This window comes from Paraburkholderia fungorum (genome assembly GCF_046026025.1).
GTDB classification, from domain to species: domain Bacteria; phylum Pseudomonadota; class Gammaproteobacteria; order Burkholderiales; family Burkholderiaceae; genus Paraburkholderia; species Paraburkholderia fungorum_E.
Genome location: NZ_JAQQFL010000001.1, coordinates 71,296 through 85,967, shown reverse-complemented (window position 1 = coordinate 85,967; position 14,672 = coordinate 71,296). Strand labels below are relative to the sequence as shown.

General features: G+C 62.9%; 12 protein-coding genes. All 12 read right to left on the bottom strand.

The genetic code is table 11. The features are described from left to right. Positions 1-181: 181 nt before the first annotated feature. Positions 182-1,114 (bottom strand): SMP-30/gluconolactonase/LRE family protein, encoded by a 933-nt coding sequence (locus tag PQR67_RS00385; RefSeq protein ID WP_408452930.1) that lies wholly within the window; start codon positions 1,112-1,114, stop codon positions 182-184. Then, a complete protein-coding gene (locus PQR67_RS00380; RefSeq protein WP_408452927.1) occupies positions 1,111-1,911 on the bottom strand; it encodes an SDR family NAD(P)-dependent oxidoreductase in 801 nt (266 codons plus the stop codon). The genes PQR67_RS00385 and PQR67_RS00380 overlap by 4 nt, the downstream gene beginning before the upstream one ends. A gap of 51 nt (positions 1,912-1,962) precedes the next feature. Then, positions 1,963-2,979, bottom strand: coding sequence for an L-arabinose ABC transporter permease AraH (araH, locus tag PQR67_RS00375; RefSeq protein ID WP_054034524.1), 1,017 nt, complete (start codon positions 2,977-2,979; stop codon positions 1,963-1,965). Between the two features lie 54 nt (positions 2,980-3,033). After that, positions 3,034-4,569 carry an L-arabinose ABC transporter ATP-binding protein AraG gene (gene araG, locus PQR67_RS00370; protein ID WP_408452924.1) on the bottom strand — a complete coding sequence of 512 codons (1,536 nt, stop codon included), beginning with the start codon at positions 4,567-4,569 and terminating at the stop codon, positions 3,034-3,036. Positions 4,570-4,767: 198 nt separating this feature from the next. Then, a complete protein-coding gene (locus tag PQR67_RS00365; RefSeq protein WP_408452922.1) occupies positions 4,768-5,766 on the bottom strand; it encodes an arabinose ABC transporter substrate-binding protein in 999 nt (332 codons plus the stop codon). 100 nt (positions 5,767-5,866) lie between these two features. Next, on the bottom strand, positions 5,867-6,643 hold the full coding sequence (locus PQR67_RS00360) for an SDR family oxidoreductase (RefSeq protein WP_408452919.1): 777 nt from the start codon (positions 6,641-6,643) through the stop codon (positions 5,867-5,869). Then, entirely contained in the window at positions 6,640-7,320 is a 681-nt protein-coding gene (locus PQR67_RS00355) for a 2-dehydro-3-deoxy-6-phosphogalactonate aldolase (protein ID WP_408452916.1), read from the bottom strand. The genes PQR67_RS00360 and PQR67_RS00355 overlap by 4 nt, the downstream gene beginning before the upstream one ends. A gap of 36 nt (positions 7,321-7,356) precedes the next feature. Beyond that, a complete protein-coding gene (locus tag PQR67_RS00350; protein WP_408452913.1) occupies positions 7,357-8,421 on the bottom strand; it encodes a 2-dehydro-3-deoxygalactonokinase in 1,065 nt (354 codons plus the stop codon). Next, positions 8,418-9,395 carry an IclR family transcriptional regulator gene (locus PQR67_RS00345; protein ID WP_408452909.1) on the bottom strand — a complete coding sequence of 326 codons (978 nt, stop codon included), beginning with the start codon at positions 9,393-9,395 and terminating at the stop codon, positions 8,418-8,420. The genes PQR67_RS00350 and PQR67_RS00345 overlap by 4 nt, the downstream gene beginning before the upstream one ends. Positions 9,396-10,743: 1,348 nt before the next feature. Next, complete coding sequence (mtgA, locus tag PQR67_RS00340) at positions 10,744-11,466, bottom strand: monofunctional biosynthetic peptidoglycan transglycosylase (RefSeq protein ID WP_408452906.1); 723 nt, start codon at positions 11,464-11,466, stop codon at positions 10,744-10,746. Positions 11,467-11,525: 59 nt separating this feature from the next. Beyond that, positions 11,526-12,389: a shikimate dehydrogenase gene (gene aroE, locus PQR67_RS00335; protein ID WP_408452904.1), complete on the bottom strand. Its 864-nt coding sequence runs from the start codon at positions 12,387-12,389 to the stop codon at positions 11,526-11,528. After that, positions 12,386-14,509, bottom strand: coding sequence for a ribonuclease catalytic domain-containing protein (locus PQR67_RS00330; protein WP_408452902.1), 2,124 nt, complete (start codon positions 14,507-14,509; stop codon positions 12,386-12,388). The genes aroE and PQR67_RS00330 overlap by 4 nt, the downstream gene beginning before the upstream one ends. Positions 14,510-14,672 lie beyond the last annotated feature (163 nt).

Sequence of the window (14,672 nt, the reverse complement as noted above, 5' to 3'; positions counted from 1 at the left end):
TTGCCGTCATTGCTGACGGGTGCTGTTGGGCGATTTTCTTGAACCGGTCGCCTCGGGGTCCGAACGGCGTGCTGCCGATTGCTGCCACTGGTTTTACGACATCGACTCCTGACGCACTTTCTCAATCACTACTCGACTAACCTGCGCTGCAGCCTCGACAACGAGGCTGCGTCATTTTGCGCTATACGGGCGAGCCCAGGAACAGCGGTTCCGGCAAACCTTGTCGCCCGGGCGTTGCGATAAACACGCCTCCCGCATGCGGGTCGCTTGCGAGCGCAGTCGCGTCGAGATCGATGCGCGCACTTGTGACGTAGAGCGTGTCCAGCTCCGCAACGCGTCCCGTGGACAGTCCACTTGGGGTCCCGCCCAACGCGACGCAGCTCGGCTGCGCGGTGGGCACATCGACGCGCTCGGTTTCCATCCCGTCGGGGCCATATCGCACCACTCGGTGGCCGCCCCATTGCGCGTTCCACAAACCGCCGTCGCGATCGACGGTCGAGCCGTCGGGCTCGCCGGTCGCATCGGTCAATTTCACGAATACGCGGTCGTTGCCGATGCTGCCGTCCGCGCGATAGTCGCAGACACGGATTTCACGCGTCGGCGAATCGCAGTAGTACATCGTCGAGCCGTCAGGACTGAACGCGATGCTGTTCGAGATTGCCGGTGCGGGCAGCAGCAAACGCTCCAGCGACAAATCATGATTCAGCCGATAAAACCCGCCGACGGCCTGCAGCGGCGAGCCCTCGTCTTTAGTGCCGAATACGAAACGGCCCTGACGGTCGCAACGGCCGTCGTTCACGCGCGTATTCAAGCCCGTTTCGACGTCGACGATATGCCGCGTCACGCCAGTTGCCAGATCGAAGAACGCCAGATGCGTCGCCAATCCGAGCAGCAGGTAGCGCGGGTCGGCGCATAACGCGAATGTGGCGAGGCGTTCGGACATGAGCCACGACGTGCTTTGGCCGTCGCTCGGGTCATAGCGCCACAAGCGCGCGCCTTCGATATCGGTCCAGTAGAAGCGGCCCGTTCTTGCGCACCACGTCGCGCCTTCGCCAAGCGTGCATTGCGTGTCGAGCAGCAACGACGCGCCAGACCGTGACTGTGCCGAACTCACGCCCAGCCTCCGTCGACCACGAGATCCTGCGCGGTGATCATCCTGCTGTCGTCGGCGGCGAGGAACAGCGCCATGCGGGCGAGATCGGCGGGTTGCAGTTCAGCGTCGATGCACTGGCCTTCCTTGATCGAGCGGCGGCCCGCGTCGTCGAGCCACAGACGCTTCTGCTTTTCCGTCATCACCCAGCCCGGCACCAGCGTATTGACGCGGATATTGAAGTGCCCGAGGTCGCGCGCGAGGCCGCGGGTCAAACCCTGCACCGCCGATTTCGACATGACGTACACCGGATAGCCGCCGTTCTTCAACATCCAGCTGATCGAGCCGAGATTGATGATCGAACCCGCGTTGGCGGCTTTCATATCCTCCATCACCGCTTGCGCCGCAAAAAACTGGTGACGGATGTTCACCGCGATGCCGGCGTCGAAAAACTCGCGCGTCACATCGCCGATCGCGTGGCGCTTGTCGTTTGCCGCGTTGTTCACCAGCACCTGGATCGGACCGAGTGCAGACTTCACGTCGGCGATTGCTTTTTGCAGTGCGTCGAGGTCGGTCAGATCGCACGGCAAAAACAGCGGCTTGTGTTTCGAATCGCCGAGTTCGTCGGCAAGTGCTTCACCCGCGCTCGCATCGATATCGAAGAACGCAACGCGCGCGCCCTGCGCCGCGAAATGCTCGACGAACGACGCGCCGATACCGGTTGCGCCACCCGTAATCAACACGGTTCGGTCGACGAGACTCGGATAGCGGGCAAACGCGTTGTCTGCGAGACGATCGTTTGCATTGGCCGGAGACGACATCGTTCGATTCCTTTTAGAGCAAAGTAAGTGAGTCGCGAGTTGAGTCCCGCGTCAGTCGCGCGAGCCGCGGTTCTTCAACTGGTCGAGCAGCACGGCGGCGAGCAGAATCGCGCCGCGCACGAGGTACTGGTAGAACGCGTCGATGTTCATCAGGTTCATCACGTTCTCGACCGTGCCCATGATCAGCACGCCGATCACGACCCCGGAGATCGTCGCGCGACCGCCGAGCAGCGATACACCACCCAGCACGCAAGCCGAAATCACATTCAGCTCGAAGCCTTCCGCCGCATTCGGCTGACCCGACGTGATCCGCGAAGCCAGAATCACACCGGCCAGCGCGGTAACGGCGCCCTGAATCAGGAAGATATAGACGCGCGTGCGCTCGACGTTGATACCGGCCAGGCGCGAGGCTTCCGGGTTACCGCCGATTGCCAGTGTATTGCGGCCATAGACGGTCTGATTGAGCATCACGCCGAACACGATGAAGCACAGCAGCGTGACCCAGATCGGCAGCGACACGCCGAAGAAGCTCAAGCCGCCCAGCGCGATGAACGTATCCGACGATACGCCCACGGCTTGCCCGTGCGACACGATAAAGCCGAGACCGCGGACGATTTCCATCGTCGCGAGCGTCGTGATCAGCGCGTTGATGCGCAGATACGCGATCACCGCGCCGTTGACGAAACCGATCACAGCACCTGCCGCTACCGCCGCGATGATCGCGATGAACGTGTTGCCGGTCGCGTTCAGGACCATCGCGCACAGCACGCCAGCGAACGCAACCGTCGAGCCCACCGACAAGTCGAAATCGCGTGAGGCGAGGCAAAACATCATCGTGCACGCGACCATGCCGATCTGCGAGATCGACAGCGCGAGACCGAGCATGTTCTCGATCGAGAAGAAGTGATCGACCGTCAGCGACATCGTGATGAACATCACGATGAAGATCAGGATCAGGCTGTACTCGGTGATCTGCTGCCACCATTTCGCCTTGTCGTTGCCTTGCGGAATCAGCGCTTCGGCCGCACTTTTTGCGGCTTGTTGCGCGAGGTTTTCTCTGGCTTGCATTTTGAAGACTCCTCCCGTTCCCCACGGGTTGCCGGACTTTCGTCCAAATTAGGTTCAGGCCGCTTGCTCGGTGGCTGCGGTTCCGGGCAGGGCGGTCGAGCTTTGCGGCAACGCGAGGCTCAACACCGTTTGTTCCGTTGCTTGCTTGCGCGACAGTTCGCCGGAAATCCGGCCCTGGCGCATCACGACGATCCGGTCGGACACGCCGAGCACTTCCGGTAGTTCAGACGAAATCATCACGATCGCGCAGCCGCGTTCGGCAAGCTGATAAATCACGTTATAGATCTCATGCTTCGCACCGACGTCGATTCCGCGCGTCGGTTCGTCGAGAATCACCACTTTCAGATCGGGCTCGGCCAGCCAGCGCGACAGAATCGCCTTCTGCTGGTTGCCGCCCGACAGAAAGCGAATCTTCTGGCGGCGGCTCGGCGTCTTGATCTTCAGCAGCTTGATAAAACGGTCGGCGGTTTCCGCTTCCTTCTTGCGGTCGAGGAACATCCCCGCACGCAGATAGTGACGGCGGCAACTGATATTGATGTTCTCCGACACGGTCGCCATCGCGACGATGCCCTCTTCCTTGCGGTCCTCCGGGCACAGCACGATGCCGTGCCGGATCGCCTCGCCCGCGCTGCGCACCTTGATCGGCTTGCCGTCGAGCACGATTTCGCCGCCCTTCTTGTGATCGGCGCCATACACCAGATGCATCAATTCGCTGCGGCCCGCACCCACCAGACCGAAGAAGCCGACGATCTCGCCACGCCGCACTTCGAAGCTGGCCGGCTGCGCAAGCGCGTGGCCTTCGATCGCTTTCGCCGCGAAGCGCACCTCGCCCAACGGACGTGCTGAATAGTTATAGATGTCGGCGATTTCGCGTCCAACCATTTCGCTCACAATGGTGTCGCGCGACACGCCTTCAAGCGTCGGATGCGAGGCGATCTTGCGGCCGTCGCGGAAAATCGTGCAGGCGTCGCAAAGCTCGTAAATCTCGTCCATGCGGTGCGAGATGTAGATCATCGCGCGGTTGTCGGCGCGCAGGTCTCGTACCAGCTTGAACAGCACTTCGGTCTCGCGATGCGACAGCGAGCTGGTCGGCTCATCCAGTGCGATCACCCGCGCGTTGCGCAGCAACGCCTTGCAGATTTCGACCATTTGCCGTTGCGCGATCGAGAGTTTCCTCAGCTTCGCGCTCGGATCGAGCGCCACGCCCATCGCTTCCAGGCGTTCGCGCACGAAACGCCTGGCTTCGCGCTTGTTCACCCAGCCGAGCGAGTTCGGCAGTTGGCCCAGCAGCAAGTTTTCCGCGACCGTCAGATCGGGCACGTATTGCAGTTCCTGGTGAATCACCGCGATCCCCGCTGCGATCGACGACGCCGCGCTCGTGAAGCGCACCTCATTGCCGTCAATCATCACGCGGCCCGAATCGGGCTGGTATTCACCGCCGAGAATCTTCAGCAGGGTCGACTTCCCTGCGCCGTTTTCGCCCATCAGGCCGTGCACCTGGCCGACGTTGACGTCGAAGGACACACCGTCGAGCGCGCGCACGCCTGGAAAGACTTTGCCAATATTGTCAAAACGTAGCGTCGCTGACACTTCGCCTCCTTTCCCATGCAACTTAGTTGCTGCTTCTTGTGAACCGTGCTTCTACAGGTGCCGTATGGGCACAAAGCGTGGTCTGTCTCAACTACTCATCTTTTATTACTGCCGGTGATGGCTGCCGGCGCGCCCAATCCTTGGAGAAACGACGCACCGGCAGTTCACTTCATGTCACCGCATGCTGAATCGAGCCGCTTAATTTGCCGCGAGGCCCATCTTCTGGCGCACATCCGCGACGTTGTCACGCGTGGCCAGCATGCCGGTCGTCAGCGTGAGCATCGGCGGTTCCTTGCCTTGCGTGATCCAGTCGTACATCAGCGTCGAGGTTTCTTCGCCGTGACGCTTCGGGCTGATGATGACCGTGCCGTAGAAGCCGGTCGGCGACGGCTTCTTGAACTCGTTCAATGCCGAGTCCGAACCACCGATGCCGATACCGATCATGTTGTCCGCCTTGAAGCCGCGGCCTTCCGCTGCGCGCACCGCGCCGAGCACGCCTTCGTCGTTCAGCGCGTAAGCCACCCAGTGCTTGAACTGCGGGTTCTTCGTCAGCGCGATGTTGGCGGCGTTGAACGCGTTTTCCGTGTCCGTCTTCGCTTGCGGCGCGGCAATGACGTTGGCCTTCGGGAAGCCGGCGGCGACGAGCGCGTCGGTTGCACCGGTGGTGCGATCAACCGCGGTGGGCAACTGGTTGTAGGTCACGTCGATCGCGCCCACGTCTTTCATATCCCAGCCGCGCTTCTTGATTTCCGCAGCCAGGCCATCGCCCACTTGCTTGCCGATGTTGTACGCCGAGATGCCCATATGCGGCACCGATGCGATCGGCTTGCCCGCGCCGTCGACGAGGCGGTCGTCGACCGTCATCATCTTCAGGCCGTCGGCCTTCGCCTTGGCGACAATGCCCGGTCCGAGCTTGACGTCAGGGGTGCAGATCACAAAGCCTTGTGCTTTCTGAGCCGACAGGTTGTCGATAGCGCTCATCACCTTCTCGCCCGACGGCGCACCGATCTTCACCAGCGTGAAGCCCTTCTCCTTGGCGGCGATTTCAGCGAACTTCCATTCGTCCTGGAACCACGGTTCTTCCGGCTGCTTCACGAGGAAGCCGATCTTGACCGGATCGGCGGCTTGCGCGACCGGCGCGTTGAAGAGCACACCCGTCGCCGCTGCTGCCAGCGTGAGGAAAATTCTTCGTTTCATAATGCGTGTCTCCTGACTAATTGATAACGAGAAGGTATCGGCCGCGTCTTCTTGTACCGGTTGTGACACACGCGGCCAGCGCGTCGTCCGGTGAAACTTTTCAGTCGTGATACAGCGCGGAGCGCCCGCCATCCACGGTGATGCAGGTGGCGTTGATGAACGGCGCTTCGTCCGAGGCGAGAAACACCGCCGTCATCGCCACTTCTTCCGGGCGGCCGATGCGCTTCATCGGTTGCAGATCGAGCGTCGCCTGTTTTGCGGCGACCGGATCGGCTTGCGCGTTCCACCAGTCGTGCGTCAATTGCGTCTCGATGTACCCGGGCGCGATCGCGTTGACCCGCACATTGCGCGGCGCATATTCGATGCCGAGCGCACGCGTCAAACCGATTACACCGTGCTTCGCGACCGGGTACGGAAAACATCCCGGAATGATCTTGAACGCATGCGTCGACGCGATATTCACGATGCTGCCCGCGCCGCGTTCGACCATACCCGGCAACACCGCGCGACACCCGTTCCAGACGCCGTCGAGATCGACCGCGAAACAGCGGCGCCAGTCGTCGTCGGTCATCGTCAATGGATCGCAGAACACGTTGATGCCGGCGTTGTTGACCAGCACGTCGAGCGCGCCGAACGCGTGTTCCGCCTCGCTCACCGCATGCTGAACCGACGCCGATTGCGTCACGTCCGTCTGTACCGCCAGCGCGCGTGCGCCGGTGTGTGCCTCGATCTGCTCCGCCGTCTGCCGCGCGGTGTCGATATCCAGCTCCGCCAGTACAACCGCCGCCCCCTCACGCGCAAACGCAAACGCGATCGCCGCACCGATGCCGCGCCCGGCGCCGGTGATCAACGCGACCTTGTCAGCGAGCCGCTTCATTTCTTCACACCTGCACGGGCGATGCGCAGCCCGTTGATGAACGCTTTCGCATGCGAGGCGGTCACCGCCGCGCTCTGCCCCGGCTTATACAGCGCCGAGCCGAGGCCGAAGCCGTTCGCACCGGCACTCAAAAACGGGCCCATGTTGTCCGGCGTGATCCCACCGACCGGCACCAGCGGCACTTCCGCCGCGATCACCGCGCGCCACGCTTTCACGACCTGGCAGCCGAGCTGTTCCGCCGGGAACATCTTCAGCACGTCCGCGCCGTTTTTCAGCGCGATGAAGGCTTCAGTCGGCGTCGCCACGCCCGGCGCGCACGCCATGCCTTGCGCCTTCGCGGCGTTGACGATTTCCGGATCGCTATGCGGCATCACGATCAGTTCGCCGCCCGCCGACTTCACGTCGTTGACGAAACTCGAATGCAGCACCGTGCCGGCACCGACGATCGCATCGGCCGGCAACGCCTTGCGGATCGCCGCGATGCTGTCGAACGGTTGGGGCGAATTCAACGGCACTTCGACAATGCGAAAGCCGGCTTCGTACAGGGCCTGACCGTGCTCCGCGGCATCAGCGGGCGTCACGCCACGCATGATCGCGATCAGCGGACAGACCTCGAACGCCGCGATCAGACCCGCGTGCGGCATGTACGGGGCGGGCAGATTGATGTGGGGTTGCATGTCGGTTCCTTGTTTCGTAAGCGGCGGCGCTACCGGTTAGCCCGCGTGCGCCGTATGGGGCGTGGGATTAACCAGCCCCGCCTGGATGGCGACGCGCCACAGGCCACGCTCGGTGGCGTGCTTCACCAGCTCCGCGCGAGTGCAGCCGAATTGCGCGAGCGCGGCGCGATAGCGCTCGCACAGCGCCTCATTGCCGATCAGGCGCAGCTGCTGCCCGGCGAGCGAGTTCTGCTGTTGTGCGAGCACGGCTTCGAAACCGGCCAGTTCGTGTCCGATCAGCAAACCCGACAGATAGTCCGGCTGCTGCTCGCGCGAAAGTTGGCCGGTGAGCCCGAGCGTGCGAGCGCTGAATACGGTGGCCAGCAAGCCCGCCTGACCTTTGTCGCGGGCGATCTTCACGCCACGCAGGAAAGCTTCGGTATCCGGACGATCCGGCGTGTCCATCGTGCGGCCGAGAATGGTGTGTTCGCGCAATGCCGCGAACACCTCACCGGTCATGAAGGTATGAAAACGTTCGATGCGGCCCGCATGCACGACGACCCACTTCGCGTGGGTGCCAGGCAAACCGATCAGCGTGCGCTTGCTGCTGTCCACGGCGGCCGTGTCCTGTCCAAGTGCCCCGAAGATCTGGGTTTCTTCGCCGCGCATCACATTCGGCAGATCGCCGCGCTGCAGGACGCCCGGCACGATGTGCAGCGTCACGCCGCTCGCGGCTTTGACGCGCACGATGCCGGCCACCAGCGCATCGGCATTCGCCGGCGCGTCGACATACGGTGCTTCGACCCAGCCTTGCGCGCTGCCGACCATGCCCGCCGCGATCACCGGCACACCCGGCGCCTGCTTGAGCCATGCGCCACATGCGTCGTGGAAGGCGGCGTCGAAGCCGCCTTGTTCGGCGCTATGCGGCAGATTCATGATGCCGGCCGTGGATGCCCGCGTCGCCAGCACCTCGCCGGCCGCGTCGTACAGATACGCGCGCAGCGACGTCGTACCCCAATCGAGCGCGATGAGCGCGGCGTGCTGGAGCCTGGCGTCGGCGGCCGTGGAGCCGGCGCTGTTCACCGGATTGACCGCCTGCATTTGAGAACCCGCTTGCTTCATCGTTTGATCCTGCGGGTTGCCGGTTGCGGGGCACGCCAGCCGAGTTCTTCCGAGATCGCGCGCGCTTCGCGCTGCACGACCGCAATCAGTTCATCCATGCGTTCGAGCGACATATACGGAATCGTGCTTGCCACCGACAGCGCCGCCACCACGGCGCCCGATGCATCGCGCACCGGCGCGGCGACGCAGCGGATCGACGCTTCGTTTTCTTCGAGGTCGAAGGTGTAGCCGCCGGCGGCGTAGTTCGTCATACGCTGCATGAAGGTTTGCGCATCGGGACGGTTATCCGGCTTGAAGCTGACACCGGCGAGCGCGCGCCGGGAAGCCTCGAAAAGCGACTGCCAAACGTCCGGCGTGAGGTCGAGCATCATGGCTTTGCCGATACCCGTCGACGCCAGCGGCATCCGGTGGCCCACGCGCGAGCGCATTTCGAGGCCACGGGTGCCGGGGATCTTGTCGATGTACAGCACGTCGTCGCCGTCGCGCACGCCGAGGTGGATCGTGTCGAGTGTCTTTTCAGCGAGCGATTCGAGATGCGGACGCGCGACCGCGGTGAGCGGCATCTGTTCGAGCGCGATGGTGCCGAGTTCGATCAGCTTCGGACCCAGCAGATAGCCGCCCTGCACTTGCCGCAGATAGCGCGCTTGCACGAGGCTGCTCACCAGCCGGTGCGTGGTGCTGCGAGTCGTGCCGAGCGCGGCGCCGAAGGTGCGCAGATCGCGCACGCCGGCAGCGGCGGCTTCCAGAATCGCGAGACCGCGCAACAGCGTTTGCGTGCCGGCTTGTTGCGGCGTGATGTCGAGCAGCGTGCTCGGCAACGCGATTTCGTCGGCCACGGCGGGTTGCGCGCTGACGCGTGGGGCCTTGGCCGTGTTCGCGGCCGGTTGCGGCGCTGTGCGGGTCACGTGATCGGCTGAGGGCGCCAGATTGGCTTCAGACGCGCTGACGGCGTGAGTGGGCATCGCTTTGTTCATGGCGATTGGCTTTTCGATGGTTTTTTGCGCTTACAGCGCGGGGCCGGAGAGGAGGCTTGCTTTGCACACCGTTCGGCTCATGGCACGGGGTGTGCTGCCGGTGGCGCGGACGTATGGATGCTGCCTTTGCGGCTTGGGCATGGTTTGGCTTGTCTCCGGTTTTTTCTTGCTGTCGCTCGTTGAGGCCGGTTTTTTTGGGCTCACGGTGCGTGTTGGCTGGATTGTAGGGCGGTTTTTGAGAAAGCTCCAATATGTGAGTGCTAGATTCATATAATGGGATTTGTGCCTTGCCGGGGGGCTTGGGTTTGGGCTGTTTTTGCCTGCGGCGGGTGGGAGTTGTTGGGGTGCTTGCCTGCAGGGTGGTTTCGTTTGTCTGTGTCTCTCGGGTCGTGGTTTTTCGTTGTTCTGATTGCCTGCGTGGCGCTTGGTTGTGTGCCTGCGGTGTTGGCCTTTCCTTGCTTTGTTAGCGGTCTATTAGCGTTGCCCCTGTGCGGGGCGGCACCTACTTTTCTTTGCCTGCCGCAAAGCAAAGTAGGCAAAAGAAAGCGGCTCAAACCGCTAGTTCTTAAGCGGGTCCCCCGCGCAGCCACGGTAGTGGTGCATCTGGAATCCGTGCCCCCGCACACTCCGCGCTAGTGACAAGGCGCTCATTCGCTCCCACTCCGCACTGCGTGCGTCGCGGACGGGTCTGCCAGGGAAACCGGGAGTTTCGGTTGGGCGGGGTGGGGGCCATCGGCTTCGCCTCGGCGAAGGGTTCGCGCTGTTGTTGGCGAACCCCACTTCAAATGAAATGCCGATGCGGCGCATTCGCTGCGCGGCCGTCGTCGTTGTGCTCGCGACAGCGATGCAACGACAAGCCAGATTCGCCGCCGCTGCCAGCAGTTATGCCCACGGCGGCGATGCAACGACGAGTCGGGGAACCAGGCAAACCGCGGGAGCGAAAGCTTGGCGAGTGGTTATACGAAGGACGGACGGTGCGAGCGCCAAAACGCAGCGGGGTGATTTTATGAATTGCGCGTCGGCGCGCGCAGCGCCGCCGGAAGAATGAGTGCCTTGTCACAAGCGCCAAATGTGCGAGAGCACCGATTCCAGATGCACCACTACCGTGGCTGCGCGGGGGACCCGCTTAAGAATTAGCGGTTTGAGCCGCTTTCTTTTGCCTACTTTGCTTTGCGGCAGGCAAAGAAAAGTAGGTGCCGCCCCGCACAGGGGCAACGCTAATAGACCACTAACAAAGCAAGGAAAGGCCAACGCCGTTGGCATACAACCAGGCGCCACGCAGGAAATCAGAACTAGAAAAGGCCAACACCGTAGGCAAACAACCAAGCGCCGAACAGGCAAAAAAACCTCAATCGGGCAACTCCGCAGCCCCCATCCGCCGAGCGATAACCCGCGACCGCTGCGCCAGATACCCCGATCCCCTATGCTCATCAAAATACTTAGGCTGCGGCAGCATCACAGCCAACCGCGCCGACTGCCCAGCAGTCAACTTGGCCGCCGAAGTCTTGTAGTAATAATGCGCGGCCGCCTCAGCGCCATAAACCCCATTCCCCCATTCAACGGAGTTGAGATAAATCTCGAAGATCCGCTGCTTATCCATCAAGGTCTCGAGCATCCACGTAATGATCAACTCCTGACCCTTGCGGATATAACTCTTCTCCCGGGATAAAAACAGATTCCGCGCCAACTGCTGGGTAATCGTCGAACCACCACGAACAATCTTGCCCTTGGCCTTGTTCCGCTCCCAAGCCTGCAAAATGGCGTCCGTCTCGTAGCCGTTGTTATTCACGAAGTTCGCGTCTTCAGAAGCAATAATCGCGCGCTTCAGATTGTGCGAAATCTGCTCATACGGCACCCACGTATGCTGCACGGACAGATCAGGCCGATCCTGCGACAATCGCCACGCATCCGAGCGCATAAAAGCAGTCGACTGGGGATTCACGTAATTCCACACCGCGATCTGAGCGAAGTAAAACGCCTGCGTCGCAAGCCACGCAATCGCGACCACCGCGCCCAGATAAAACACCCATCGCGCCGGACCCGGCCGGCTCGCGCGCCGCGTTGCTGTCATCGTGCCTGGAGTCCTCGAATGGGGAAACAGTCGGTCTGTTCCGGAAGGTAGAAAGCCGTTCAGGTGTGCGACGGCGCTGTCAACAACGCTCGCAATTCGGCCAGCACCGGTGCGCCGTCCGGCCGCACGCCTCGCCATACATAAAACGATTCGGCCGCCTGCTCGACCAGCATGCCGAGACCGTCGGCACCACGCGCACCCAGCTTCCGCGCATGCTCCATAAACACCGTGGGATGCGCACCGTACATCATGTCGTAAGCGAGCGTGCCGCTGCCGAACGCGCGGTCGTCACACTCAGGCAACGACGCATCCAGACTGCCCGCCGTCGCGTTGACGATCACGTCGTATGCGCCGGCTTCGATCGCTCGCGCGCTGCCGCCACTCAGACGGCAAGCGGCGTCGCGTGCGGCCTGCGCGAACTGGTCAACGAGCGCGTCGGCCTTCGCCGCCGTACGGTTGACGATGGTCAGCGTGTGCGGCACACGATCCAGCATCGGCAGCACGACACCCCGCGCTGCGCCGCCCGCGCCAAGCAGCAAAATCCGCGCGCCCTTCAACGGCACGCCAAGATTCACCTCGATGTCTCGCACGAGGCCAAAGCCGTCCGTGTTGTCACCGTAGACACCGCTCGCGTCGAACCGCAGTGTGTTCACCGCACCCGCTGCCGCCGCGCGCGGCGAAAGCGTGTTAGCGAAGGCATGTGCATCGAGCTTGAACGGCACGGTGACATTCAAGCCGCGGCCGCCCGCTTCGATAAAAGCCCGCACGTGCGGCACGAAGGCATCGACCGGCGCCAGCAGGTGACCGTACTCAACAGGCTCGCCGGTCTGCGCGGCAAAGCGGCCATGAATGAACGGCGACTTGCTATGGCCGACCGGATTGCCGATGACCGCGTAGCGGTCCCGTGAGTCAGCCTCGCTCATCGTCCCGGCTCCGCAACCTGCTGCTGATCGGAAGCCGCATCGCCAGCCCCGGCGCCGTTTTCGGCGTCGCCCGCTTCCGCCGCACCGCCGTCGAGATCGGCTTCCGCCTGAGCCTCGGCTTCGCCTTCGGCGCTTTCATCGGCGACGTCGATGATTTCCTCTTCGCCCTCTTCACCATCGTCGGCTTCTTCCGCTTCGCTACCGCCCATCACGGTCGGCGCGTCGAGCACGTGCAGCAGGCGCACGGATGCTTCGACGGTCAGTTCGTCGATCGACATCACTTCCATCTGCAAGCGTGTGCCGCGCGCGTGTACGCCGAGACCCGGCACGTGCAGCAGCAGCGGAATCTCTTCGAGGCGAACGAGATCGCCCTTCACCACCGATGCCACCACCTGCTTCCGGTTCTCCTGCTTCAGCCAGCGCAGGCACCAGAAGTACTCCATGCGGCGCTGGTGATCGGCATACGCCGTGTAGGTGTCGTCGAACCCTTGCACGACGGCGAACAGATCGGCGTCTTTGGGCTTGAACGGCGCAGCCAGTTTCGCGGTGACGCGGTGCTGCACGCAGGCCAGCAACTGCCACTGATTCACGAGGTCGACGTAGCGGCGCAGCGGCGACGTGCTCCACGCATATTGCGTGACGCCCAGACCTTCGTGCGGCGCGGCGTTGGTCTGCATGCGGGTGCGTTTCGGGCCGGTCGGTGCGCCGAACGCGCGCTGCGAACGATAGATGCCCGGCACCCCGTGGTCGTGCAGGAACGCGCCCCACGACGAATTGGCGAGAATCGCGAGCTCCGCGACGATCGTATCGAGTGGCGAGCCGCGCCGACGCGGCGTGATCGTGATGTGCTCGCCTTCAACGTAGAAATTGAAATCCGTGTTGCGCTGCACTTCACGCCGCAGGCCGTAACCGGCGCGCGCGGTCTGACGCTTTTCGAACAGCGCCTGCGCGAACGGCCACAGCACGGCGATGTCTTCCTTGTGCGGATAATCGCCGGTGCCGGCGGCAAGCGCCTCTTCGGTAACCAGCTCGTCCAGCGTGTTGTGGCGCAAATTGTTCTTCACGAACACGCGCTCGGCGCGCGTTTCGCTCGCCACGATTTCCTGCGTCTCGCGATTGATGATCACATACAGCGACAGAGCCGGCCGCAAGCCGCCTTCAGCCAGCGTAAACGCTTCCACGACGCTATCGGGCAGCATCGTGATCTTGTCGCCCGGCATATAGACAGTCGACAAACGCGTGCGCGCGATCGCATCGACATCGTCGCCGCGCTCAATGCCCAGCGCCGGCGCGGCGATGTGCACACCGATCCGCACGCGGCCGTCGGCCAGATGTTCAACGGAGAATGCATCGTCGATTTCGGTGGTGGTGATGTCGTCGATCGAGAATGCCTGTACATCGGCTTCCGGCAGATCTTCCGGCAATGTACCGACCGTCACCGGCGGGAAACCAGTGCCGTGCGGGAAAAACTCGGAGAGGAATTTCGCCTCATGCAACGCGCGGGCCGACGCAATGCCGCCGCATTCGAGCATCAGCCGCGCCTGCGAAATACCGCGCGCCGCTGCCGCGCCTTCGAGCGCCTTGTATTCGATCGTGTTCTTGTCCGGACGGGTGAGCAAAGCCAGCGCCTTGCTGCCGCTGAAGCCTTCCGGCAGACGGCCTGCCTTCAGCTCGTCTTCGTAACCGGCCTGCACCAGCGCCTGCTGACGCTTGCGCTCCAGTCCGGCGAGCGCCATCTTGAGCTGCTCCTGCGGCGCGCGCTGGTACATGCCGCGGCCCTTGCGGCGAAAGTACACCGGTGAGCCGTGCATGCGCAGCACCAGCGCCGCGCGTTCGATAGCGCCGAACGAACCGCCAAAGTACTCGGCGCCCAGCGTGGCAAACGGGAATTCGTCTTCTGGCGCGCATTCCCACAGGAAATCCAGATCGATGTCCTGCGCGGCGGCGTCAGCCTGCTGCATCAACTCGCCGGCGCTCGGTTTTTCGAATTCGATCAGCACGTCTTTCGCGCGCACCTTGGTGCGCCGGCCGCCCGGCAACTCGACCTGAAAAGCGTCGCCCTGGCGCGACAGCACGCTGCCCGCCTTGAAACTGCCCGATTCCTCAAAGAAAACGTTCACTCAATACTCTCGTTCTGACTTGCATCCGCCGGCGCGCCCGATTGGGTTCAGCTATCGGTCACTGCACGCGCGGCACGGCAACGTGTTCGTGGTAGTGGATCCGCGGCGCGATACGCGCGCGCCGGCGGCATGATTCTGGCGATCCCACAGCGGCCTCGCTACG

Excerpts from the sequence above, each read along its gene's own strand:
- PQR67_RS00380 (WP_408452927.1), bottom strand. The coding sequence starts at position 1,911 with ATGTCGTCTCCGGCCAATGCAAACGATCGTCTCGCAGACAACGCGTTT.
- araH (WP_054034524.1), bottom strand. The coding sequence starts at position 2,979 with ATGCAAGCCAGAGAAAACCTCGCGCAACAAGCCGCAAAAAGTGCGGCC.
- PQR67_RS00365 (WP_408452922.1), bottom strand. The coding sequence starts at position 5,766 with ATGAAACGAAGAATTTTCCTCACGCTGGCAGCAGCGGCGACGGGTGTG.
- PQR67_RS00360 (WP_408452919.1), bottom strand. The coding sequence starts at position 6,643 with ATGAAGCGGCTCGCTGACAAGGTCGCGTTGATCACCGGCGCCGGGCGC.
- PQR67_RS00355 (WP_408452916.1), bottom strand. The coding sequence starts at position 7,320 with ATGCAACCCCACATCAATCTGCCCGCCCCGTACATGCCGCACGCGGGT.
- PQR67_RS00350 (WP_408452913.1), bottom strand. The coding sequence starts at position 8,421 with ATGAAGCAAGCGGGTTCTCAAATGCAGGCGGTCAATCCGGTGAACAGC.
- PQR67_RS00345 (WP_408452909.1), bottom strand. The coding sequence starts at position 9,395 with ATGAACAAAGCGATGCCCACTCACGCCGTCAGCGCGTCTGAAGCCAAT.
- mtgA (WP_408452906.1), bottom strand. The coding sequence starts at position 11,466 with ATGACAGCAACGCGGCGCGCGAGCCGGCCGGGTCCGGCGCGATGGGTG.
- aroE (WP_408452904.1), bottom strand. The coding sequence starts at position 12,389 with ATGAGCGAGGCTGACTCACGGGACCGCTACGCGGTCATCGGCAATCCG.